The sequence below is a fragment of the Kribbella pratensis genome, assembly GCF_004365355.1.
Classification (GTDB): Bacteria; Actinomycetota; Actinomycetes; order Propionibacteriales; family Kribbellaceae; genus Kribbella.
In genome coordinates this window covers 1366127-1387993 of sequence record NZ_SODP01000001.1, presented here as the reverse complement: position 1 = coordinate 1387993, position 21867 = coordinate 1366127, and the positions used below count along the sequence as shown (strand labels likewise).

23 protein-coding genes are annotated in these 21867 nt (G+C 69.1%); 11 read left to right on the top strand and 12 right to left on the bottom strand.

Going from position 1 to position 21867, the window contains the following annotated elements; genetic code table 11:
* Positions 1 to 51 precede the first annotated feature (51 nt).
* On the top strand, positions 52 to 714 hold the full coding sequence (locus EV653_RS06500; RefSeq protein WP_134098910.1) for a potassium channel family protein: 663 nt from the start codon (positions 52 to 54) through the stop codon (positions 712 to 714).
* Positions 714 to 1391 (top strand): potassium channel family protein, encoded by a 678-nt coding sequence (locus tag EV653_RS06495; RefSeq protein WP_134098908.1) that lies wholly within the window; start codon positions 714 to 716, stop codon positions 1389 to 1391. The genes EV653_RS06500 and EV653_RS06495 overlap by 1 nt, the downstream gene beginning before the upstream one ends.
* Positions 1392 to 1424: 33 nt before the next feature.
* Here the strand turns inward: EV653_RS06495 and EV653_RS06490 are convergent, their stop codons facing one another.
* The 4 genes from EV653_RS06490 to dut form a co-directional block, all read right to left on the bottom strand.
* A complete protein-coding gene (locus tag EV653_RS06490) occupies positions 1425 to 2210 on the bottom strand; it encodes a DUF3159 domain-containing protein (protein ID WP_134098906.1) in 786 nt (261 codons plus the stop codon).
* A complete protein-coding gene (locus tag EV653_RS06485) occupies positions 2203 to 2592 on the bottom strand; it encodes an OB-fold nucleic acid binding domain-containing protein (RefSeq protein ID WP_134098895.1) in 390 nt (129 codons plus the stop codon). Before EV653_RS06485 ends, EV653_RS06490 begins: the two co-directional genes overlap by 8 nt.
* 19 nt (positions 2593 to 2611) lie before the next feature.
* Positions 2612 to 3262, bottom strand: a complete 651-nt coding sequence (locus EV653_RS06480) for a DUF3710 domain-containing protein (RefSeq protein ID WP_134098893.1) — start codon at positions 3260 to 3262, stop codon at positions 2612 to 2614.
* A gap of 86 nt (positions 3263 to 3348) precedes the next feature.
* Positions 3349 to 3801 (bottom strand): dUTP diphosphatase, encoded by a 453-nt coding sequence (dut, locus tag EV653_RS06475; protein WP_130450488.1) that lies wholly within the window; start codon positions 3799 to 3801, stop codon positions 3349 to 3351.
* Between the two features lie 52 nt (positions 3802 to 3853).
* Between dut and EV653_RS06470 the strand changes: the two genes are divergently transcribed.
* Both EV653_RS06470 and EV653_RS06465 read left to right on the top strand, forming a co-directional pair.
* On the top strand, positions 3854 to 4309 hold the full coding sequence (locus tag EV653_RS06470) for a DUF3093 domain-containing protein (RefSeq protein ID WP_238159598.1): 456 nt from the start codon (positions 3854 to 3856) through the stop codon (positions 4307 to 4309).
* A 28-nt stretch (positions 4310 to 4337) separates the two neighbouring features.
* Complete coding sequence (locus tag EV653_RS06465) at positions 4338 to 4664, top strand: DUF4235 domain-containing protein (protein ID WP_134098888.1); 327 nt, start codon at positions 4338 to 4340, stop codon at positions 4662 to 4664.
* A 173-nt stretch (positions 4665 to 4837) separates the two neighbouring features.
* On the opposite strand, the gene EV653_RS06460 is transcribed toward EV653_RS06465, so the two are convergent.
* The 3 genes from EV653_RS06460 to EV653_RS06450 all read right to left on the bottom strand — a co-directional run bounded on the left by EV653_RS06460 (position 4838) and on the right by EV653_RS06450 (position 7300).
* The gene (locus EV653_RS06460; protein WP_130379292.1) at positions 4838 to 5137 is read right to left on the bottom strand and encodes a DUF4193 domain-containing protein; all 300 of its coding nucleotides are present in this window, start codon (positions 5135 to 5137) and stop codon (positions 4838 to 4840) included.
* 295 nt (positions 5138 to 5432) lie between these two features.
* On the bottom strand, positions 5433 to 6233 hold the full coding sequence (locus EV653_RS06455; protein WP_134098886.1) for an inositol monophosphatase family protein: 801 nt from the start codon (positions 6231 to 6233) through the stop codon (positions 5433 to 5435).
* Positions 6230 to 7300 (bottom strand): ferrochelatase, encoded by a 1071-nt coding sequence (locus EV653_RS06450; protein ID WP_134098884.1) that lies wholly within the window; start codon positions 7298 to 7300, stop codon positions 6230 to 6232. Before EV653_RS06450 ends, EV653_RS06455 begins: the two co-directional genes overlap by 4 nt.
* Positions 7301 to 7372: 72 nt before the next feature.
* On the opposite strand from EV653_RS06450, the gene EV653_RS06445 reads away from it, so the two are divergent.
* Entirely contained in the window at positions 7373 to 8548 is a 1176-nt protein-coding gene (locus tag EV653_RS06445; protein ID WP_238159597.1) for an MFS transporter, read from the top strand.
* A gap of 40 nt (positions 8549 to 8588) precedes the next feature.
* Positions 8589 to 9299: a MerR family transcriptional regulator gene (locus EV653_RS06440; RefSeq protein ID WP_134098880.1), complete on the top strand. Its 711-nt coding sequence runs from the start codon at positions 8589 to 8591 to the stop codon at positions 9297 to 9299.
* On the opposite strand, the gene EV653_RS06435 is transcribed toward EV653_RS06440, so the two are convergent.
* The gene (locus EV653_RS06435) at positions 9282 to 9887 is read right to left on the bottom strand and encodes a trimeric intracellular cation channel family protein (RefSeq protein ID WP_134098878.1); all 606 of its coding nucleotides are present in this window, start codon (positions 9885 to 9887) and stop codon (positions 9282 to 9284) included. The genes EV653_RS06440 and EV653_RS06435 overlap by 18 nt on opposite strands.
* Positions 9888 to 9943: 56 nt before the next feature.
* Between EV653_RS06435 and EV653_RS06430 the strand changes: the two genes are divergently transcribed.
* The 3 genes from EV653_RS06430 (at position 9944) to EV653_RS06420 (ending at position 12109) form a co-directional block, all read left to right on the top strand.
* Positions 9944 to 10909, top strand: coding sequence for a phosphotransferase family protein (locus EV653_RS06430; RefSeq protein ID WP_134098876.1), 966 nt, complete (start codon positions 9944 to 9946; stop codon positions 10907 to 10909).
* A 17-nt stretch (positions 10910 to 10926) separates the two neighbouring features.
* On the top strand, positions 10927 to 11760 hold the full coding sequence (fdhD, locus tag EV653_RS06425; protein ID WP_134098874.1) for a formate dehydrogenase accessory sulfurtransferase FdhD: 834 nt from the start codon (positions 10927 to 10929) through the stop codon (positions 11758 to 11760).
* A gap of 67 nt (positions 11761 to 11827) precedes the next feature.
* Positions 11828 to 12109: a hypothetical protein gene (locus tag EV653_RS06420; RefSeq protein ID WP_134098872.1), complete on the top strand. Its 282-nt coding sequence runs from the start codon at positions 11828 to 11830 to the stop codon at positions 12107 to 12109.
* Positions 12110 to 12127: 18 nt separating this feature from the next.
* Here the strand turns inward: EV653_RS06420 and EV653_RS06415 are convergent, their stop codons facing one another.
* From EV653_RS06415 to EV653_RS06405, 3 genes are read right to left on the bottom strand one after another with little or no spacing between them, the layout of a single operon-like run.
* Positions 12128 to 15070: a helix-turn-helix transcriptional regulator gene (locus EV653_RS06415; RefSeq protein WP_134098870.1), complete on the bottom strand. Its 2943-nt coding sequence runs from the start codon at positions 15068 to 15070 to the stop codon at positions 12128 to 12130.
* A 24-nt stretch (positions 15071 to 15094) separates the two neighbouring features.
* Positions 15095 to 17839: an AAA family ATPase gene (locus tag EV653_RS06410; RefSeq protein ID WP_134098869.1), complete on the bottom strand. Its 2745-nt coding sequence runs from the start codon at positions 17837 to 17839 to the stop codon at positions 15095 to 15097.
* Positions 17836 to 18963 carry a metallophosphoesterase family protein gene (locus EV653_RS06405; protein ID WP_134098867.1) on the bottom strand — a complete coding sequence of 376 codons (1128 nt, stop codon included), beginning with the start codon at positions 18961 to 18963 and terminating at the stop codon, positions 17836 to 17838. Before EV653_RS06405 ends, EV653_RS06410 begins: the two co-directional genes overlap by 4 nt.
* A gap of 193 nt (positions 18964 to 19156) precedes the next feature.
* On the opposite strand from EV653_RS06405, the gene EV653_RS06400 reads away from it, so the two are divergent.
* The gene (locus EV653_RS06400) at positions 19157 to 19705 is read left to right on the top strand and encodes a GNAT family N-acetyltransferase (protein WP_134098865.1); all 549 of its coding nucleotides are present in this window, start codon (positions 19157 to 19159) and stop codon (positions 19703 to 19705) included.
* Positions 19698 to 20189 (top strand): phosphatase domain-containing protein, encoded by a 492-nt coding sequence (locus tag EV653_RS06395; protein ID WP_202871495.1) that lies wholly within the window; start codon positions 19698 to 19700, stop codon positions 20187 to 20189. The genes EV653_RS06400 and EV653_RS06395 overlap by 8 nt, the downstream gene beginning before the upstream one ends.
* On the opposite strand, the gene EV653_RS06390 is transcribed toward EV653_RS06395, so the two are convergent.
* The gene (locus EV653_RS06390; protein WP_134098861.1) at positions 20190 to 21860 is read right to left on the bottom strand and encodes an ABC transporter substrate-binding protein; all 1671 of its coding nucleotides are present in this window, start codon (positions 21858 to 21860) and stop codon (positions 20190 to 20192) included.
* Positions 21861 to 21867: the final 7 nt, after the last annotated feature.

Sequence of the window (21867 nt, the reverse complement as noted above, 5' to 3'; positions counted from 1 at the left end):
CCCTGCCGAACCGAGCCAGCGGCCCCAGGTGGGGCAAGGAGTGATCACTCAGTGCACGTCGTCATCATGGGCTGCGGCCGCGTCGGGTCGATGCTCGCGCGTGGCCTGGAGAGACGCGGCCACACGGTCGCGATCATCGATCAGACGGCCGACGCGTTCCGGCGGCTCAGTCCGAACTTCACCGGCCGGACCATCGTCGGCATGGGCTTCGACCGCGAGGTGCTGATCGAGGCCGGGATCGAGGACGCCGAGGCGTTCGCAGCGGTCTCCAACGGCGACAACTCGAACATCCTCGCCGCCCGGGTGGCGCGTGAGACGTTCGGCATCTCGAACGTGGTGGCCCGGATCTACGACCCCGGACGCGCCGAGGTGTACCAGCGGCTCGGTATCCCCACTGTCGGCACGGTCCGCTGGACGGTCGACCAGATGATGCGCCGGCTGCTGCCCGAGGGTTCCGAGCCGGAGTGGCGGGACCCGTCCGGCACGATCCGGCTGGCCGAGGTACACGTCCACGCGGAGTGGATCGGCCGGCTCGCGCTCGACATCGAGAAGGCCACGGGTGCCCGGGTTGCGTTCCTGACCCGGCTCGGAGAGGGGATGCTGCCCCGGCCCGACACGGTCATCCAGGAGGGTGACCTGGTCCACGTCGTCATGCCCGAGCAGGACGCCGCAGCGATCGAGTCCCAGCTCGGCGCGAAGCCTGAGGAGCTGTGATGCGGGTAGCCATCGCCGGTGCCGGGAACGTCGGACGTTCGATCGCCGCCGAACTGCTGGAGAACGGCCACGAGGTGCTGCTGATCGACAAGGATCCGCGGGCGATCAAGGCCGAGTCGGTGCCGCGCGCCGAGTGGCTGCTGGCGGACGCGTGCGAGCTGTCCTCGCTGGAGGAGGCGGCGTTGCAGCGCTGCCAGGTGGCGATCGCCAGCACCGGCGACGACAAGGTCAACCTGGTCGTCTCGCTGCTGGCGAAGACGGAGTTCGGCGTACCGCGAACCGTTGCCCGGGTCAACCATCCGCGCAACGAGTGGATGTTCAACGAGGCCTGGGGTGTCGACGTGTCGGTCTCGACGCCGCGGATCATGTCCGCGCTGGTCGAGGAGGCGGTGTCGGTCGGCGACCTGGTCCGCCTGTTCACCTTCCGTCAGGGCGACGCGAACCTGGTCGAGCTCACCCTGCCCGAGGACTCCCCGATGATCGGCCAGCGCGTCGGCGACATCGACTGGCCCCTCGACACGGCCCTCGTCGTCATCCTCCGCGAAGGTCGGGTACTACGTCCCGACCCGGAGGGCACGCTGGAACTCAACGACGAACTCCTCTTCGTAGCCGCCGACGAAACCGAAGAGCAACTCGAAGACATGCTCTCCCCCCACCACCGCAAGACAGAGGAATAGCAGTAAAGGGCACCGCCGCGCTGCGGTGCCCTTTTACTTCTTGTTGCCGCGGAGTAGGTGGGTGATGTGGTCGCGGGCTTCGTCCCACTTGGCTGGGGGGAGGGAGCCGCGGAGTACGGCGTACGCGAGCCAGATCGCCAGCGCGTAGAACGGCAGGCCGAGGCCGATCTTGGCGATGCCGAGCGCGTTCAGGCTGCCGGTGAAGTACAGCGGGACCTGGACGATCAGCCGGACCGCGAACAGGCCGACGAACACCAGCGTCGCCCGGGAGAAGCCCCTCAGCATCGCGGGGTCCCGGCGCCAGGCCGTGCCCGTCTGCGTGATCACGCCGTACAGGACGCCGAACAGCGGCCAGCGGATCAGCACGGTGATCAGGTACAGAGCGCCGTACCCGAGGTTGGTCAGCAGACCTGGGACGTAGAAGTCCTTGGCGTTCCCGGTCCGGTTCGCGACCCAGGCCGAGATCAGCACGCCGATGAAGCCGCCGACGATGTTGCGCAGTTGCTGCCGGCGGACCAGACGCACCACCGCGAGCACAGCGGCGATACCGACCGCGATGATCAGCGAGAGCTGGAGCTTGTGGTCGCTGACCGCATACGCGACCAGGAACGCGATCCACGGCAGGCCGATGTCGAGCAGCGCGCCCCAGCCGCCCAGCGCCTGGAAGAAGTCCTTGTCGGTCGACCTCGCGGGCTTTCCTGGCTCCTCGCCGGCCGGCGGCATGGTCGCCGCCGCCTCCACCTCGGGCTTGAGGATCTCGACCAGCTTCTCCTCGAGGTTCTCCTCGACCTGATCGCGGCGCGACGTCGGCTCAGCCATGCGCGGCCGTCGGTCGCAGCTCGTAGCGCGGGTTGAACATCACCCGGTCGCCGTCGACGACGCCGATCCGGCCGGACGCGATCAGCTCCGATCCGGCGTGGATGCCACCGATCTTGCGTCGGCCGAGCCAGATCAGCTTGACCGTGCCGGTGCCGTCGTACAACTCACCCTCCAGTGCTGGTACGCCGCCGCGCGGGCTGAACGTGATCGTGCGCAACGTGCCGTACAGCGTGACGAGTTCCCGGTCGTGACAGCCGGTGATGGAACGCGCGCCACAGTCCTGCGCGAAGTCCTGGAGGACCTCCGCGTCCTGCTGATCGCGGTCTCCGGCCAGGCCACGGAAGGCACGCTTCCACAACCCTGCGGGTTTGCTGCTACCCATGATGTCGAGTGTAGTCCGCTCACGCTTCTTCGGTCGGAGTCGGCTGGGCACCGGGCGGAAGCCTCAACGGCAGCGACTCACGGACGGCCATCGGCTCGTCGCCGCGGACCACGACCGTGTTGCGTAGCGTCTCCTCCATCGGCAGCGCGGCGTCCGGCTCGACCGCCGCGCGGCCCAGCACAGTAGCGCGGAGCAGCCAGCGCGGGCCGTCAACGCCGATGACACGGGAGGTCTGGCTGAAGATCTGCCCCTCGGGGTCCTCGACCGGTACGACGAGCACCAGCTCGGTGCCGAACTGGCCGTCATGCTCGGTCGCCGTACCGCCCATCCGACTGGCCTCGGCCGCGATCTCCTGCCTGACCTCGTCCCAGATGCCGCTCGAACGCGGCGCCGCGAAGGCACGCAGCTCGAGCGCGGAGTCCTCGAGCATCAGCAGCACCGCCTGGACCACGCCGCTCTGCTCGTCGACCTGAAGGCCCAGCTCCATCCCGGGCATGCCGTTGATCACCAGCGCGCCCAGGTCGATCCGGTCCTCCGCTTCCAGCACGTCGGCGTCGACCTCGGTCGAGTCGAACGGACCCTCGGAGCGAACATCCACCGGACCCTCGTCGGCCACCGCGTCCGTGTCGTTCGTCTCGGGATCGTTCTTGCCCTTGCGGCGGAAGATCACAGCTCTTGCCTACTTCCTTGGTATTGGTACAACTTCAGCACCGCGCCGTAGTCTCGCGCATCCGTCAGGTCAACGGATGCACCTGCTCAGCGTGTCACATCGCCGAAGCCTCCGGTCGACCCGTGCCCCTGGTCACCGCGCGCGGAACCGGGCAGCGAGGTCACCTCGACGAACCGGGCCTTCTCCACCTGCTGGATGACGAGCTGGGCGATCCGGTCGCCGCGTCGCACGGTCACCTCGGTATGCGGGTCGAGGTTGATCAGGCAGACCTTGATCTCGCCGCGGTAGCCGGCGTCGACCGTGCCGGGTGCGTTGACGATCGAGACGCCGTGCTTGGCCGCCAGACCGGAGCGCGGATGCACGAAGGCGGCGTACCCGTCCTGCAGCGCGATCGCGATGCCGGTGCCGACCAGACCGCGCTCCCCCGGCTTCAGGGTCAGGTCGGCCGCAGCCACCAGGTCCGCGCCGGCGTCGCCGGGATGCGCGTACGACGGCAGCGGGAGTTCGGGGTCGATGCGCTGGATGAGTACCTCGGTCACGAGAGGCGACCCTATCGAGCGCGCCGCGACCGGTTCGTGCCAGGCTGGGTCCGTGGGTAGCTATCGCGAGAGTCTGCGCGTGCCGGTGTCGTGGTGGATCATCGCCGCCGCTGCCGTGATCACGCTGTTCGTTATCACCGCGGTGCCGGCCGGACTGATCGCCGGCATCGTCGTCGGCGGGCTCGCGGCGGTGCTGCTGGTGACGTTGTTCGTCCGGTACGGCGGTGCACGGGTCGAGGTCGACGACGTACGGCTCCGGGCGGGGCGGGCCGAGATCGACCGGTCGTACCTCGGCACGGTCGAGGCGCTGACCGGTGAGGACGCGCGGCTGGCGTTCGGGCGGGACTGTGACCCGAAGGCCTACCTGGTACTGCGTAGCTACCTGCCGGGCGCCGTACGGGTCCAGATCACCGACCCGGGCGACCCTGCGCCGTACTGGCTGATCGCCACGCGCCACCCGGATCGGTTGGCTGCCGCGCTGAGTGGGCACAGCGTGGGAAGATCCTGACTGTCAGCAGTCGCGTAAGGAGAGTGCAGTGGTGGGAGCGAAGATCGGCTGGAAGCTGGTGCAGGCCGCCTTCACGATCGTGGTCGGCCTGGCCGCGAGCAAGGCGGTCACCACGGCCTGGAAACTCGGGTCCGGCGGGAAGCCGCCGAAGGACGGCACCGGAGGGTACGCCGAGGCCATCACCTGGGCAGCTGCGAGCGCTGCGGCCGCGGCCGCAGCCAGGTTGTTCGCGGAGCGGCGCGCGGCGGCTTACTACCTGCGGTCGACCGGGCACGCCCCGCCCGGCTACGTGCAGGACGCGACGGCCAAGCTGGTCCGCGGCACCGACACCGGCCTGGTCAAGAAAGACGACTGAAGAAACCAACCCCGCCTCGCTCCGCTCGGCGGGGTTGACGTGTAAGAGCCCGTCGCGAGCGGGACCGGCTCGGCGGGATGGAGCCGTCAGTAGGTGGTTCAGACAACAGCGGGACCGTTTCCAGGGGTCTGGAAACGGTCCCGCTTGGTTTGTTACGAAGAAGGGCGCTGGTGTCAGGCTGCGCAGTCGCGGCAGATCAGCTGCCCGTTCTTCGTCTCGGCGAGCTGGCTGCGGTGGTGAACCAGGAAGCAGCTCGAACAGGTGAACTCGTCGGCCTGACGCGGGAGGACCCGGACCGCCAGCTCCTCGTGACTCAGGTCCGCGCCGGGCAGCTCGAAGCTCTCCGCGGCCTCGGCCTCGTCCTCGTCGACCTTGCCGGAGTTCTTGTCGTGACGGCGAGTCTTCAGCTCCTCGATCGACTCTTCGGAAGCGTCCTCGTCCGTCTTGCGCGGGGCGTCGTAATCAGTCGCCATGGTGTTTCCCTGCCCTCTTCGTACCCGTGGTGTTGCCTGCTGAGCCCTTGAACGGGTAGAGCGGCCGAGAAATTCCGCGTCGGCGCGCCGCGCTGAATCTTCGTCCCCCGAAACCCTTGACAGCCAGGCCGGGATCGGCAATCACCTCTCCCGAGGACGGGATTGTGCCCTATAAAGCGCTGTAATGCACGGCTGGGTCCATGCTGTGGCCCGCGTGTCGCCACAAATGTCAGGACCGAACACCAAAATGCTCATTAGTGCGCGATACTGCGCAGAAACGAGCACTCACCGACGTCTACGCGCGCAACGGGTTCGCGGCGGCCAACAAGTCGTGGAGCGGCGCGAACAGCGCCGGACTCGCCGCGATCGACATCTCCGGCGACACCGGTGCGCCGTTCAGCCCGCCGATCGTCGCCCCGGCCTCGGCCGCGATCAGCGCACCCGCTCCGTAGTCCCACGGATTCAGTCCGCGTTCGAAGACTGCGTCCAGCCGACCGCAGGCGACGTAGCAGAGGTCGATCGCGCCGACCCCGATCCGGCGGATGTCGCGGACCTTGGTGATCAGCTGCTGGATCACCTCCGCCTGCACCTGGCGGCGCGCCGGGTCGTACCCGAAGCCGGTCCCGATCAGGGCCTGGCTCAGCTCGGTCGCGCCCGACACCTGGATCGCCTTGCCGTCCGCGAACGCGCCACCACCCTTGGTCGCGGTGAACACTTCGCCCTTCGGCGCGTCCACCACCACGCCGGCGACCGTCTCCCCGTCGTACTCGACGGCGATCGAGACGGCGTACGTCGGGATGTCGTAGAGGTAGTTGACCGTTCCGTCGATCGGGTCGACCACCCAGCGGACGCCGCTGGTGCCGACCACGTCGTCACCCTCCTCGCCGAGGAACGAGTCGTCCGGCCGGGCCTGCAGGACCCGGGCCCGGATCAGTTCCTCGGACTCGCGGTCGACGGCGGTGACCACGTCGGTGATGGTGCTCTTGGTGTCGGCGACCGTGATCGTGCCGCGGCGGCGTTCGACGATCAGCCCGGCCGCCTCTTCCGCCACCTCCACGGCCAGCTTGAGAAGGTCCTGGGGGCTGTCGGAGCTCATACGGCTTCCTTCTGAGGTGTAGGTCGGCGCAGGGCCGGGCAGCAGTCGGGGCGGCAGTCGTCCCAGCCCGGGCCGAGCTTGCCGACGCAGGGCCGGTCCGGCTGCTCGCCGCGCTCGGCCGCGGCCCGCTCGACCACCAGGTCGCGGAGCATCGTGACGAACTTCGGGTCGGTCCCCGGGGTCGCGGCCCGCGCCATCGGCAGGCCGATCTTCTCGGCCGTCTTCGCGGCCTCGGTGTCGAGGTCGTAGATGACCTCCATGTGATCGCTGACGAACCCGATCGGCACCACGGCCACCCCGGGCACGCCCTCGGCGGCCAGGGCCTCCAGGTGGTCGTTGACGTCCGGCTCGAGCCACGGCACCTGCGGCGGGCCGGACCGCGAGCAGTAGACGAGGTCGGTACGACGCGCCTGGCCGGTCCGCCGCTCCAGCTCAGCCGTGATCTCCGCGGCGACATCCAGGTGCCAGTCGACGTACCCGTTGCCGTCCGGCCCGCTGGTCGCGTTCATCGCGGTCGGGATCGAGTGCGTCACGTAGGCGATCGCACTGCCCTCGGGCAGCCGGCTCAGCGCGTCGGCCGTCGACTCGACGAACGACCCGACGAAGCCGGGGTGGTTCGCGTAGTGGCGGAGCTTGTCGATCCGCGGCGCGTCCGGGACCTCAAGGGCGGCGTCCTCGAGGTTCTCCCGGTACTGGCGGCAGCCGGAGTACGACGGGTAGGCCGACGTGACGATCACCACGGCCCGGCGTACGCCGTCGGCGGCCATCTCGCGCATCGTGTCGGTCAGGTACGGCGCCCAGTTGCGGTTGCCCCAGTAGATCGGGAGGTCGAGGCCGATCTCGTCGAACGACTCGCGCAGCGCCTTGAGCAGCGCGCGGTTCTGGTCGTTGATCGGGCTCTTGCCGCCGAACGCGTAGTAATGTTCCCCGACCTCCTTCAGCCGCTCGTCCGGGATCCCGCGGCCGCGGGTCACGTTCTGGAGGAACGGCAGCACATCTTCAGGCTTCTCGGGCCCCCCGAAAGAGAGCAGCAGGACAGCGTCGTACGGAGGCGCGGCAGGCGACATATTCCAAGCTTCTCAGACGCGGGAACGCTAGGGTGTTCCCGGTCTCTCATGCTCAAGCCTTACGCACATCTCATGCGCCGTCCCGGTGCCGGCGCCTTCTTCGCCGCCGGGATCCTCGGGCGTATGCCGATCTCGATGATCGGGCTCGGCATCGTGATCCTGATCGCCCGCGAGAGCGGCTCGTACGGCCTGGCCGGCGCGGTCTCCGGCGTAGCAGTCATCGCGGGCGCGTTGACCGGACCTGTGCAAGGGCGGCTGGTCGACCGGTTCGGCCAGCGGACGCTGCTGCTGATCGGTTCGGTCCTCTGCACGGTCGCACTGGGCGGTCTGCTCGTCGCAGTACGTGCTGACTCGGCCACCTGGGTTCTGTACGCGTTGTCGTTCGTTGCCGGTGGCACCCGTCCGCAGGTCGGTTCGTTCGTCCGTGCTCGCTGGACCCATCTGCTCGGGCGCGGACGAGCACTGCAGACCGCGTTCGCTCTGGAGGCGGTCGGCGACGAGGTGGTTTTCATCGTCGGTCCGGTTCTCGTCACCGCACTGGCGACGCAGTGGAGTCCGTACGCCGCTCTGACCGCCGCCGGCGTCCTAGGGCTGGCCGGCGGGATTTGGCTGGCCACACTGCGTGCGTCCGATCCACCGGGGCGTGGCAAGGCGAACGGCGCCGAGCAGGCCCGGATGCCCTGGCTGTCGATCACACTGCTCAGCCTGATCGGTCTCGGCCTTGGTGCGACTCTCGGCGGTGCAGAGGTGGTCACGGTTGCGTTCACGACGGAGAAGGGCCAGGCGGGTCTGGCCGGCGTCGTACTCGCGATCTGGGCGTTCGGGAGCCTGCTGGCCGGGCTCTGGTACGGCTCTGTGCACTGGCGTGCTCCGGTGGAGCGCCGGCTGCTGCTCGGCACCATCGCACTCGCCATCACGCTCGCGCCGCTCCCCTGGGTCAACAGCGTGCTGATGCTCGGTGTGGTGCTGTTCTGCTGCGGCATGACGATCGCTCCGACGATGGTGGCGGTGACCGCCTGCGTCGAGGAGTGGGTGCCGCCGGAGCGGTTGACCGAGGCGATCACCTGGACCGTCACCGGCATCCTGCTCGGCGTTGCGCCGGGCAACGCTGCCGCTGGGCACGCTGTCGACGTCTGGGGTCCGTCGCATGCCTACTGGGTCCCGTTCGGCGTGGGCATCGCGTGCGCGATCGTTGCCGCCATCTCGATCACCTTCGCGCGTCCCAAGGAGCGGTTCGCCCATAACTAGGCTTGTATCTCCGGTAACGGGAGATGTGAGGGTGTTGGGCATGGACCACTCGATCGGTGCGGTGGCGCGGCTTGCCGGCGTAGCGGTGAAGACCGTGCGGTACTACTCCGACCTCGGGCTGCTGACGTCCCGCCGTACGACGGCCGGCCACCGGCGGTACGACGAGACCGCGGTCGCGCGGCTGGAGCTCATCCGCACACTGCGTGCCCTGGGGCTCCACCTGGAGACAGTGCGGGCCGTGCTGGAGCGGGAGCGGACGCTGGCCGACGTACTCGCGGCGCATGCCGACGCACTCGCCGTACAGATCCGGACGCTGCAGGCGCAGTACGCGGTCGTATCAGTGGCCACTCATTCGACTCCCGAGGAGCTCACCGACATGACCGCACATTTCGAGGAAGCACGCCGGACGCTGATCGCCGACTTCCTGACCGACACGCTCGGCGACGACCCGGCACTCGCCGCAGCGCGCCAGAACCTCACACCCGTACTCCCTGTCGACGCCGAGCCCCGGCAGGTCGAGGCCTGGCTGGAGCTGGCCGCGCTGGCCTCATCAGAAGACTTCCGTGCCTCCGTACGACGACTCACAGCCGGCTACCGGGCCCTCGCCGGGGACGACCCGCTGCGGGCGGATCCGGAATTGCGCGGGCAGCTGATCGACCTGCGCCGTACTGCGGATCCGCGCTGGCACCGGTACGTCGAATTGGTTGCCGTGGTCAACGGATGGGCGCCGCCGTCACGGGTTGCGGGGTAACGGCGCGTTCCAGCCGCGGCGGATCGCGATCAGCCGGATCGTGAAGCAGGTGAGCGCGGCTGCGATCGGGACCCAGAGCGCGTGGTACTCCAGCGCCGCCGCGACCACGACGATGCCCGCTCCGAGCAGCGCCGGGGTGGCGTAGATCTCGGAGCGGAGTACAACCGGGACGCGGCCGCTGAGAACGTCGCGGATCACGCCACCGCCGATAGCGGACAGCGTGCCGAGCAGCGCGGCCGAGAACGGCGACAGGCCGAACTGGATCGCCTTCAGCGCGCCGGTCACGCAGAACAGCGCGAGGCCGGCCGCGTCGAAGATGTTCACCAGGCGCTCGAGCCGCCCGATCCCCGGGTGCAGGAAGAACGTCAGCAGCCCGGCCACGATCGGGACGACCAGATAACGCCAGTCGCGGAGCGCGGCCGGCGGGATCTGGCCGATCAGCACGTCCCGGATGAACCCGCCGCCGAGCCCGGTGACGAGAGCGAGCACCTCGATCCCGAACACGTCCAGCTTCTTCCGTACGCCGACCAGCGCACCGGTGATCCCGAAGACAAAGATCCCCACCAGATCGAGAACTTGCAGCACCATGGGCCAGACGCTAAACCACGAGCGCTGCTGCTCCGTCACTTCTATCGTTGGTGGACATGAGCCGCGCCCCGGACGTCGACTACTCCGCCACGTCGCAGCGCCCTGCCTGGGAGTCGTTGCCGACGGCTCTCCAGGCGGCCCTGGCTGTTGCCCTAGGCACCGAGATCTCCTCGGTGGCCGGTCCGGTCGGGTCCGGCTTCACCGGTGGGTTCGCGGCTCGCGCGCAGCTGGCCGATGGTCGGCAGGTGTTCATCAAGGCCGCGTCGTCCGGGATGCATGCCTATGAGGCCTATCAGCGCGAGGCCGAGGTCGTTCCACAACTTCCGGCCGCCGTGCGAGCACCGGGGATCGTTGCCACTGCGGAGATCGAGGGGTGGTTCGCGGTGGCATCCCAGTGGGTGGCCGGGCGAATGCCCGGAAGTCCATGGACGATAGACGACTTCGATCGGGTGACGGCTGCTTGTGAGGAGATGGCTCTCGCGTTGCGGCCCAGTCCGTTGGAGGGCCTGAAGCCGTTCGGGTATCTGGTCGAGGACGACGTTGCGGTGCCCGCGCAGATCCTTGCGGGTGAGCGCGAGTTGCCGCTGGGGTTGCAGCCCTGGCTGCCGCGGGTGCTGCCGGAGCTGGCCGAGCTGGCGGCGGCAGGGCCGGAGATCCTCGTCGGCGACACCGCGATGCACTCCGACCTGCGGCCCGACAACATAGTGATCGACGCGAGCGGCACCTGCTGGATCGTGGACTGGAACTGGCTCACACTCGGGCCGCGCTGGGTCGACTGGGCGGGCATGCTGCCGATCGCGCAACACCAAGGCATCGACACGTTCGCCGCGATCAAGCGCAGTCCGCTCACGGCCGACGTACCCGATGAGCACCTCGACGCCTTCATGGCTGTCATTGCCGCGTACATGTTGAAGAACACCGACGCCCCGCCGCCGCCCGGATGCACGCCAGCCCTGCGGGAGCACCAGCGCCTGCACGCGTGGACGTTCCTCGACTGGCTCGCCGTACGCCGGGGCTGGTGACGGCCTACTGTTGTTGTATGACCAAAGGGCCGGCCACGAGGTTCAAAGTCGAGGTGCTCGATGGTGAGCGGACGTCGCGGCGTGAGGATGTCGTCACCACCGAGGAGCCGCTCGAGCTGCGGCTGGAGTGGCCGGGGCGGCCGCCCGAACCATTGGTCGTCACGATGCGCACGCCCGGCTCCGACTTCGAGCTGGCCGCCGGCTTCTGCCTCGCCGAGGGTTTCGCAGTACGGCCGGACGCGATCCGGACGGTTGCCTACTGCACCGATGTCGCGCTGACCCGCGAGCAGCAGTTCAACACCGTCACGGTCACCTTCGACGGTCCCCCGGACCGCGAACCACCCCAGCGGTATGGCGTCACCTCGGCCGCCTGCGGCGTCTGCGGCCAGCAGAGCCTCGACGAGCTCGCGGAGCGTGAGTACGACCCGGTGGACCCGGTCGAGGTCCCGGTCGACGTCGTACGGCGGCTGCCCGATCTCCTCCGCGAGGGGCAGACCACGTTCAACCGCACCGGCGGACTGCACGCGGCGGGCCTGTTCACCGCCGACGGCCGCAAGATCGTGGTGAAGGAAGACGTCGGCCGCCACAACGCCGTCGACAAGGTCATCGGCTGGACCGTCCTCAATCACCACAGCCGCAAAGGCCTCGTCCTCGCCGTCAGCGGCCGCGCCGGCTACGAGATCGTCCAGAAGGCCGTCGCCGCCGGCATCGGCATGATCGTCGCCGTCAGCGCCCCCTCCAGCCTCGCCGTCGACCTGGCCCGCCAGTTCAACATCACCCTCGCCGGCTTCACCCGAGGCGACCGCTGCGTCGTCTACTCAGCCCCGGAACGGATTCTCCGCCCGATCTAAGGGGGTATGCCTGATGCCCTGTCCCCTCCCTTAGCCAGATCGTAGAAGGCAGAATAGGGAGGGAATCATGAATCATCGCTACGGCGCCATCGCGCTCCCGATCCTGGTCTGCGGCATGACCGTGGTCGGCGCGTCCGCGGCGTCGGCCCGCCCGATCGACCCCGATGCCCGCCACCACCGGCCGGCGCCCGCAGTCGTTGTCGAGGGCCCGGAGCGGAGGGTCGAGGTCCCGGTGGACGACCCGATCAACGAAGCAGCACAAACCATCGCAGGAGCACTGCTCGGCGCGGGCATGGCCGCCGGCGGCCTGGTCTACTACCGCCGCCGCCATCCACTCATCGTCGGTTGACCACGGTCCTGGCGCCCGTCAGGCGCCAGGACCACCAAGCCGCTCCGCCAGTGCCGCGGCCTCGAACCGGGTCGTCGTCCCGGTCTTCCGCAAGATGCTGGAGACGTGCACGCTCACCGTCTTGTCGCTGATCACAAGCTCCTTCGCGATCTCCCCGTTCGACCGCCCGGTGACCAGGAACGCGAGGATCTCGCGTTCTCTCGGCGTCAACGCCGACAGAACGGTCTCCTCGGGTACGACGATCGGCTCCGGCTCACGCAACGTGATCCGCGCCCGCCGCGCCAACGACTCGACACTACGCAGCAAAGCCTCCGCACCCAGCTCGTCCGCAGTACGACGCGCCTCCCGCAGCAACTCACCGACCTCGATCGGCGCCCGCCCCGCCGCAATAGCCGCCTCCGCGCACCGCCACTGCGCCACCGCCCGATGCCACGGCATTCCAGCAGCCGCACACGCGTCGGCAGCCCGCTCCCAGCGGCTCATCTGATCTACAACGTCGCGACAACGCCCGACCTCAGCCTCGAACCACGCGCGCTGCATCGACTGCGCCTCCGGAACCGACTGTTTCTGGGTGAACGGTTCGCACGGCCAACTGCTGATGACGTCGTCCAGGCTTGCCACCGCCCGGGAAACGGTCTCCAGGTCGCCGGCGTCCCGTGCTCGCCGCGCAAGTTCCGCGGCTGCGGTGGCGTAAACGATCAGCAGTTCCTCGTCCTCGGAGTTGGCCACGGCGTAGGACCCGGTCAACCGGACACGCACCCAGTCGACCGCCTCCTGCCGCTTACCTTCGGCAACCAGGACCTCGGCGCCGGTGATCGCCATCATCGCGCGGGTCCCGGGGAAGCGCTCGGCGACCAACTCGAGCGCCCGATCGAGATGTTGCCGTGCTTCCTGCGTCCGGCCGGACCGCACGGCGAGCACAGCTGCTGTCAGCCTGATCCCCGCACCGGTGATGTTCGGACAGCGCGCGGCCAGCCCGGCCCGGACCAGTGCCTCGCACTCCTGCCATCGTCCCGCCTGCAACAGGCCCTGGGCTGCGGCACACCCGAGGAAGTACCCGAAGAGGTCCCGCCCGGGTACCACCAGATCGGTGTAGCCCCGGAGCAGCACGTCGGTTGCTTCCGCACGCCGCCCGAGGACGTCCAACGCGGTCCCCTGCCAGCTCACCGCCATCAGCCACTGCAGCGTCGCCCCACATGAGCGGGCCAGTCGTTCGGCTTCTTGTCCGTCCGCCAACGCTCGTTCGGGTGCAGTGAGCGAGAGCGCGCTGCAGCGACCGATCAGTGCGGTCGCGAGTGCTCGGTCCGAGCCTGCGATGCGGGCGAGGCGAACTGCCTCCTCCGCGTGGGCAATCGCTGTCGGCAGCCTCTGCCAGTTCTCGGCCCAGGCAAGAGTCCCGAGTGCCCGTGCATACTCGGCGCTGTCCGGGAAGCGCGTCGCGAGCTCAACGGCCTCCCGGATGTCCGCAGCGACGGCCTCAACCGGCTCAGTCCGGTGCCAACGCAAGTTGCCGCGGTCGACGAGGACGGCTGCCGCCAGCAACGGCTCGTGCGCTCGGTCGATCCAGCAGAGCGCCGCCGTGAGGAGTTCGACGGCCTTGTCATTCCGACCGACCCTCGAGCAGACCGCGCTGGCCCGAACGTGCAGCGCCGTCCGGTCGTCTGCGCCGCGCAGTTCGGGTGAGACCTGGTTCCACAGGTCGCACATCCGCTCGAGCTGGATCGCTTGCTCGGCCGGGGCGCGGAGGTCGGCGGCGTGTTCAGCGGCGACAGACGACCACCTGTAGGCGTCGTCGACGCGGCCGGCTTGCTGACTGTGTACTGCGAGGTCAGCAGCCACCGACTCGGTCGGGCCATTTGCGAGTACGTCGAGGAAGCTGGCGTGGATACGTGGGCCTTCGCCCGCAGGCAATCCGTCGTACAACACCTCGGCGAGTAGCGGGTGGCGGAACCAGCACGGGTCGGCGTGGCCTGGCGCGAGTACGCCGCGCTCCTGGGCCTCGAGCACGCAGCCGGGCATCGCATCGGGTTCGACCCCGTGCCTGGAGGCAACTGCGGCAAGAAGATCGAGGTCGGTCGGGCGTCCGCCGACGGCGAGTACGCGTACGAGCTGGCGGGCATGCTCCGACATCTGATGCCAGGCCGCGAGCAACGCCTCTCGGAGACCCTCGGGCACCGTTGCCGGCAATACTGCTTCGTCGCCTGACAGGTTCTGTACCAGCAGCTCTGTGAGGTAGGGGTTGCCGTCCGAGCGCGCCTGCACCTGGCTGAGGAGGTCGATGTCCGGAGCCTGTCCGAGCAGGTCCTCCAACTGGGAGCCTGTGTCGGCCGGCTGCAGCCGCTCCAGGTGGATCTCACCGAAAGACGGCATCCGCCGCATGTCCGCCAGCCAGCCGTGCAACGGATGGCCCTCGCCAAGGTCCTCGTCACGGCAGGTGCCCAGCACCGTCAGCCGCTGCCTGCGGAACCCGGTGATGAGATAGGCGAGGACGTCCAACGACGCCAGGTCTGCCCAGTGCAGGTCGTCGACGACCACGACCGTGCGGTGGAGGTCCGCGATCCGGTTCAGCACCAGGTCGACCACAGGAACGAGTCGTCCGGCGGGCACACCGTGCGAGCCGCCCATCCCCGGTAACAGGCTACCCAGATCGCCGGCACCCGCGAGCACCTTCGTCTGTTCGGCCGGATCGGCCGTGGCGAGCCACTCCTGGAGGATGCCGATGACGGGAGCATAAGGAACCGACGCGCCGCCGAAGTGCATGCAGGAGCCCCACAACACCAGGAAGTCCGGGTTCGTGCAGACTTCGCGGAGCAGGCGGGTCTTACCGACACCGGCCTCGCCGCGGACGACTGCTGCGGCCGGGCGCCCCTCCGCGGCTCCGGCCAGCACTTGGCCGAGCATGTGCTGCTCGGGGCCCCGTCCGACGAGCCGATGCTTCAGCCGCTCCCCCACGGCCTTCATCGCCTCAGTCTCCACCTGCTCCGATCAGGCGTCCAGTTTGATGAAGGTTGCTTTGGGGACGTATTCGTAGCGGTCGGGCATGCAGGTGAGGATGATGATCTGGCCGTGGTCGCCGGCTCGGCCGAGGAGGGCGCCCATGTCGCGGAGGCGGGCCTTGTCGGACCAGCCGAGGGCGTCGTCGAAGATGACGGGGACGCTGCCCTCGCCGGTGCTGACCAGGTGGCTGATCGCGAGGCGGGTGATGATCGCCAGCTGCTCCTGGGCGCCTGTCGACAGCGCATCGACCCGCAGGCGTATGCCGTCCAGCTCGCGCTCGGCGACCGCGAGATCGTCGTCCAGCCAGACCTTGAACGACGGCCCGTAGACGCTCCGCCCCAGCGACTCGATGCGGGTCTGCAGCGGTTCGGAGTACTTCGTCTGTGCCTCGGCGCGATGCCGGCTCAGCGTCTCGTACACGCGGCGCGCCGCCTGTGCCCGGCGCTCCAGGCTGTCGTGCTCTGCCCGTACGGCGGCCAGCTCCAGGTCGGCCACGTCTCGGCGGGTCGCGAGCCCGTCCCGTCCGGACTGCTCCAGCCGGCCCTCCGTCGTACGCAGCGCATCGCGCAACGTGTCCCGCTCACCCTGCAGCCGCTTCGCCACCGCCAACGCGTGCGCCAGCTCGCCTGCGACCTGGTCGGCCCCAGCCGCGTCCGCCTGCTCCTGCACGACGGTCAGCTCCTCGAGCACCGCCTCAACCTCAGCCGTCGCCTCGGTCTCAGCCGCAGACACCCCGTCATCGTCGAGCACCGCCCGGGCAGCCTCCAGCGCCTCGACCGCCGACGCCAATCGCTCCCCCGCCAGCTCGGACCGGGCCCGCGCGTTCTGCGCCTCGGAACGATCCTCATCAGCAGCCTTCCGGGCCTGCGCGACCGCGAACTCCGCGTCGGACAGCAATCGCTCGGCCTCGGCGAGCGCCTCCCGAGCGGAATCCAACGTTTGTTGCGCAGCGGCGAGATCGTCCGCCTCCGGCTCCGGTACGTCGAAGTCGTCGAAGAGCGTGTCGTGCGGTGAAGCGAACTCCTCGAACAGCGACATCTGCCCGGGAACGCCTTCAACCGCAGGCTTACCAGCTTCCTCGGCGTCGTCCTCGGGGCCGAGCCGCGCAGTCAGTACGGCGATCCGCTCCCCCGGATCCCCTCCCGCCGTCAGCGACTTCTCCGTCCGCCGGGCTTCGTTCAGCTCGGCGGTCGCGGTATCCGCCTTCCGGAGCAGCTCACGCGCGGCGGCGACGTCCTTCACGCCGGCCTTCTTCAGCAGGTCCTTCTCGCGCCGTACGGCGTCGTCGACCCGCGACCGCAGTGTGGCCGCCTCGCCACCGGCTCGCACAGTCACCTCGAGCTGCCCCGGTACGCCGATCACCAGCTCGCCCGAGACAAGCACCTCGGCCGCCTCGTCGAAGCCGAGCTCCGAAGGCACGGCCCCATCCAGACCCGTCCCCGACAACTCCACCGGCTCCGCGCCAAGTCGCCGTACAGACACCTCGGGTACGCCGGCCGCGAGCGCCGCGCGGGCCTCGACCACTGCCGCCCGAGCGTCCTCCAGCGCCGCGACGATCGCGTCGTCGACCTTGATCCGGTCGAGGATCGTCCCGGCGGCGGCGATCCGGGCACGTACGTCGACCAGCTCGGTCTGCTGGCCCAGCAAGCGATCCAGCTCGGCGCGATCCATCAGGTCCGAGACCCGCCGCTCGGCCGCCTGCACATCCGTCCGCCGGAGGTCCTTCAGCTCCACGACCTCCGCCAGCGCCGCCTCGGCCGCCTGCACCGTCTCGGCCGCGGTCTTGGCGACCAGGTCGGCGTCCGCACGTTTCGTGGCCAGCTCAGCCTCGAACTTGGTGAACCGCTCGACCTCGTCCAGCAGCCGCTCGCGGTCGAGCCGCGTCCGGGTGTGGTTCTCCAGCCGGGCACGCGCGGTCTCGGCCCGAGAACGGACCGAGTCGCGGCGGAGCAGGATCTCGTCGGTCGCCTTCTTGCGTTCGCGCAGCTCCTCGACCGACTTCAGGTGATCGGACAGCCGGGTGTCGACATCGGACAGGTCGAGGTTGAGCCGCTCGGCCCGCCGGATGTCGGACTGGACCTCCTCCATCGCCTGCAACGCCTGCGCCGCGGCCAGCTCGGCCGCGGAGACCGCCTTCGCGGACCGCGCGTAGTCGCCGGTCGGCTTGCCGCGAGGCGTCCAGTACCGCAGGTACTCGTGCTCGACCGCAGTCACCAACGGCATCGACGCACCGTCGACCGGCGTCCCCGACTCGGCGGTCACGGCGGTGATCAGCGGCTCCGCGTCGGCCGGCGTTGGCAGCACCAACGACTGGCCCTGGCTGACCATCAACGTCTGCCACAGCACCGGGTCGACGTGCTCGTGGAAGAGCCGCTCTGCCTCGTTGTGCGCCTCGCGGCCGGTCCAGGACTGCCGCCGGCCGTCTGCCTCGACGATGGTCAGCTCGGTGGAGCGGTTCTTCAGCCAGCGCTTGGAGTACGTCAGCTCGCGGCCGCCGAGACTCAGCTCGGCGCTGACCTCCGGTCCGACGTCCTGACCGACCGGCTGGATGTCGCGGATCCGGGTCGACTTCGAGTCGTCGGGCAGCTCGAAGATGAGGCCGAACGCCTCGACCAGGCTGGACTTCCCGACCTCGTTGTCGCCGACCACGACGGTGGTGCCGAGCGCGCGGAACCGGACAATGCGCTCTTTGACGCCACGGAAGTCCCGCAGCGCCAAGCTGTGCAATCTCATCCCGCGTCCCGCGCCAATCGGTGCATCAAGGACAACGCCGCACCTGCGCCCTCGTCGCCGCCGGCCAGCGCCTGCCGTAGCTCCTCCATCGCGGCGCGAGCGGGACCGCTGAGCTGCAACGACTCGAGGTCGGCCGCGTCCGGAGCGGGCCGGACGGTCCAGAACTTGGCCCACCGCTCCACGCTCGCGAACACCTCGCCCTGCGCGTCGATCATCGCGTCCAGCCGGCTCAGCAACGGCAGCGGCAACGAGCCGTCGCCGGCCAGTCGCACGTACGTCCGCTCCTTGTCCGGCAGTTCGGCGAACCAGTCCTCGAGCGCCTTGATCGACTCCTCGTCGAACAGCTCGACCCGGTGGTCGACCATGTGCCAGGCGCCGACGCGCACCGGTTCGACCTCGATGGCGCCGGCTGCGATCGTCACCTTGAGCACGTTGCCCGGCGCGTCCTCCTCGGGCGACGTGACCTCCTGCGTCCCGGAGAACCAGATCCGGTCGGTCACCTTCGTCGTCGAGTGCCGGTCACCGAGCCCGACGTACTGCAGCCGGCCGTCCGCGACCGCGGCCTCGAGCGCCGTCTGGTCGATCGTCGGTACGTCGGACATGCCGCCGGACAGGCTCGTCAGCTGACCGTGGGCGAGCAGGATCCGGACGATCCCGGGCTCGGGCGCGAGGTCGGCGTACCCGGGCGCGGCCGGATCCGAGAGCGGTCGGCGCGAACGCCACGGCGCGCCGACGATCTCGACCCCAGGCGCGATCCGGAAAGGCGTCGTTTCGGTCAGTACCGTGACGTGCTCCGGCGCGTGCGCCTGCCACTGGCTCGACGTCCACAGCGAGCCCGGCTCGAGCGCGTCGTGGTTGCCGGGCAGCAGGACGACGGGCACCGGGATCCGCTTGAGGGCTTCACAGGCCCGCAGGATCGTCTGCCGCTCGACCTGGTTGTGCTCGAACACATCCCCGGTGACGACAACGAACGCCGCCCCGGTCTGCTCCGCGACCTCGCCGATCCGTGCGACAGCATCCAGCCGCGCCTGGCCCCAGCGGGCCTGACCGTCCGGCCCCAGGAACCGGCGCATCATTCCCAGCTGCCAGTCCGAGCTGTGCAGAAACGTGATCGACTCGTCCATCGCGGGAAGAACGCTAACCCGCCCCACCGACAACCACCCAACCCAACACACCCGCAACCCCCACCCGCCCACACTCCGGACACCGATCCTTGGGCACGCATCAACCGTTTGCGCCTCAGCGAAACGGTTGATGCGTGCCCAAAGAGCCCGCGGCTGGGCGGGGAAGGCGGCGCTGCGGGCCTAGGATCCGGGGGTGGCGAACTACCTCGAGACCGATCGGCTGACGCTTAGCCGGTTCACCCCGGCCGATGTCGAGCTGCTGGTGGCGCTGGACTCCGACACAGAGGTGATGCGGTTCCTGACCGGTCAGGCGACACCACGCGACGACATCGAGAACGTCGTACTGCCGGAGATCCTCAAGGTGTATGCCGAGCACCCGCAGCTCGGCACGTTCAAAGCCGAGGCGGCAGAAGGCTTCATCGGCTGGTTCGGGCTGCAACCGACCGCCGACGCGAAGGTGGTCGACGTGGGCTACCGGCTGAACCGGGCCGCGTGGGGCAAGGGCTACGCGACCGAAGGGACCAAGGCACTGATCGCGCACGCCTTCGGCCTCGGCATGGAGCAGGTCGTGGCGGAGACGATGGCGGTCAACCACCGCTCGCGAGCGGTGATGCGACGATCCGGCCTGCGATTCCTGAAGCTGTACCACGAACACTTCGACGATCCGCTGCCCGGCACGGAGTTCGGCGAGGTCCTGTACGGCGTCGACCGCGCGACCTGGGAAGCTGGTCGGCATGGATGAGCGACCGTACGCCGTACTCGATATCGATGCGACGCTGTCCGACACGAGCAAGCGGATCCACTTCATCGAGCGGAAGCCGAAGGACTGGGACTCGTTCTTCGCGCACGCCAAGGAGGACGCCGTACTCGACGAGGGGCTCGCGGTCGCGACGACGCTGGCGGCCGAGCACGAGATCGTCTACCTGACCGGGCGGCCGGAGCGGCTGCGGCGGGAGACGCTCAAGTGGCTGAAGGACAACGGCTTCCCGGACGGGAAGCTGTACATGCGCGGCAACACCGACCGGCGCCCGTCGACGATGATGAAGCTCGGCCGGCTGCAACGCCTCGCCGAGCAGCGCCCGGTGGCCGTACTGGTCGACGACGACGTCAAGGTGATCGCCGCCGCGGAGAAGGCCGGCTACACGGTGATGAGGGCCGACTGGGGACTCGATGCCGAGACCCAGCCGACCCTCTTCGAGGCCCAGGAACACGAGGGCCGGACGTAGCTACTTGCTCAGGCCGACGATCAGCTGGTTCGGGTACGGCGGGTACGCGGACAGGTAGAAGTTCTGCACCTTCGACCCGTGCAGGAACGCGTTCCGCGCGTAGATCAGCGGGACGACCGGTGCGTCGGCCATGATCTGCTTGTCCAGCGCGCCCCACATGCTCGCCGCCTTGGCCCGGTCGGTCTCGGCCGTGGCCGCGGCGATCGCCGCATCCACCGCGGGGTTGGAGTACCGCGACAGGTTGAACCCGCCGTTGCCGATCTCCGACGACGCGAACAGCGGCTGGATGTTGCCGATCGCGGACGGGAAGTCCGGCAGCCAGCTCGACACGGTCAGGTCGAAGTCCGGCTTGTTGCCGGTCACCAGGTCGTTCCACGGCTCGTAGTCGAGCGGCTTGATGGTGGCGGTGATCCCGGCGCGCTTGAGGCCCTGCTGAATCGCCTGCGCCACACCCAGACCGTTGGTCTGGTCAGCGGCCAGCACCAGCTTGAGGTTGCTGACACCCGCCGCGGCCAGCATCTGCTTGGCCTTCTCCGGGTCGCCGGCCGGCGGCGCCTCGTACGAGTTGAACTTGTTGTAGCCGTCGATGCCCGGCGTGATCAGCGTCGACGCGATGTCACCGCCGTACTCCGGACCGCCCTCGGCGACCTGGACGGCCTGCTTGTCGACGGCGTACTCGATCGCCTTGCGGACCTGCAGGTTCTTGAGCGCCGGGCGCTGGGTGTTGATCGCCAGGTACTCCAGCGCACCCGACGGTGAGGTCGCCACCCGGGCCTTGACCGCGGGGTTGCCGTTCACGGTCGGGATCAGCGCGGCCGGGACCGAGACGCCGGTGGTCGCGGCGAACTTGTCGTCGCCGGCATCGGCGATCAGCCGCTGGTTCACCACGTCGGGCTGCAGGCCCATCTCGAGCACGATCGAGTCCGGCAGGCCGGTCCGGGCCTGGTCGGTCGACTTGTCCCAGTTCGGGTTGCGCTCCAGCTCGAGCTTCGAGCCCGGGGCGTACGTCTTCACCTGGTACGGGCCGCTGGCGACCGGCTTCTCACCGTAGTGCGCCGGGTCGGTGTCGGCCTTCTTCGGCACCGGCGCGAAGGCCGGCATGCTGACGATCCACGGCCAGTCGCCGTACGGCTTGTTCAGCTTGAAGACGATCGTGGTGTCGTCCGGCGTCTCGATCGAGGCCAGCTCGCCGCCCTTGTACGGGCCCTGGTACTTGTCGCCGCCGACGAGCAGCGACTTGTGGTACCCGAGTCCGCCGGACAGCTCCGGCGCGAACGACCGCTCCACGCCGTACTTGATGTCGGCGGCAACGATCGGCGAGCCGTCGGCGTACTTCAGGCCGGACTTCAGCTTGTACGTCCAGGTCTTGCCGCCGTCGCTGACCTGACCGGTGTCGGTGGCCAGGTCGGGGACCAGCTCGGCCGCCTTGCCCGGCGAGGTCTTCCAGGACGTCAGGCCGCGCAGCACCAGGTGGATCGTGCTGATCCCCAGGTTCTGGCTCTTGGCCGGGTCGAGGCTGATCTCCTTGCTCGTGGTGAGCACGTGCCAGGTGCCGCCCTGCTCGGCGGCCGCGGTGCTGCCACCGGTGGCGGTCTTGTCATTGGCGTTGCAAGCGGCCGCTGCCAACACCAGTGCGGCCGCTACCGCGACCGCTCGGGTTAGGTGTTTCATCATGTCC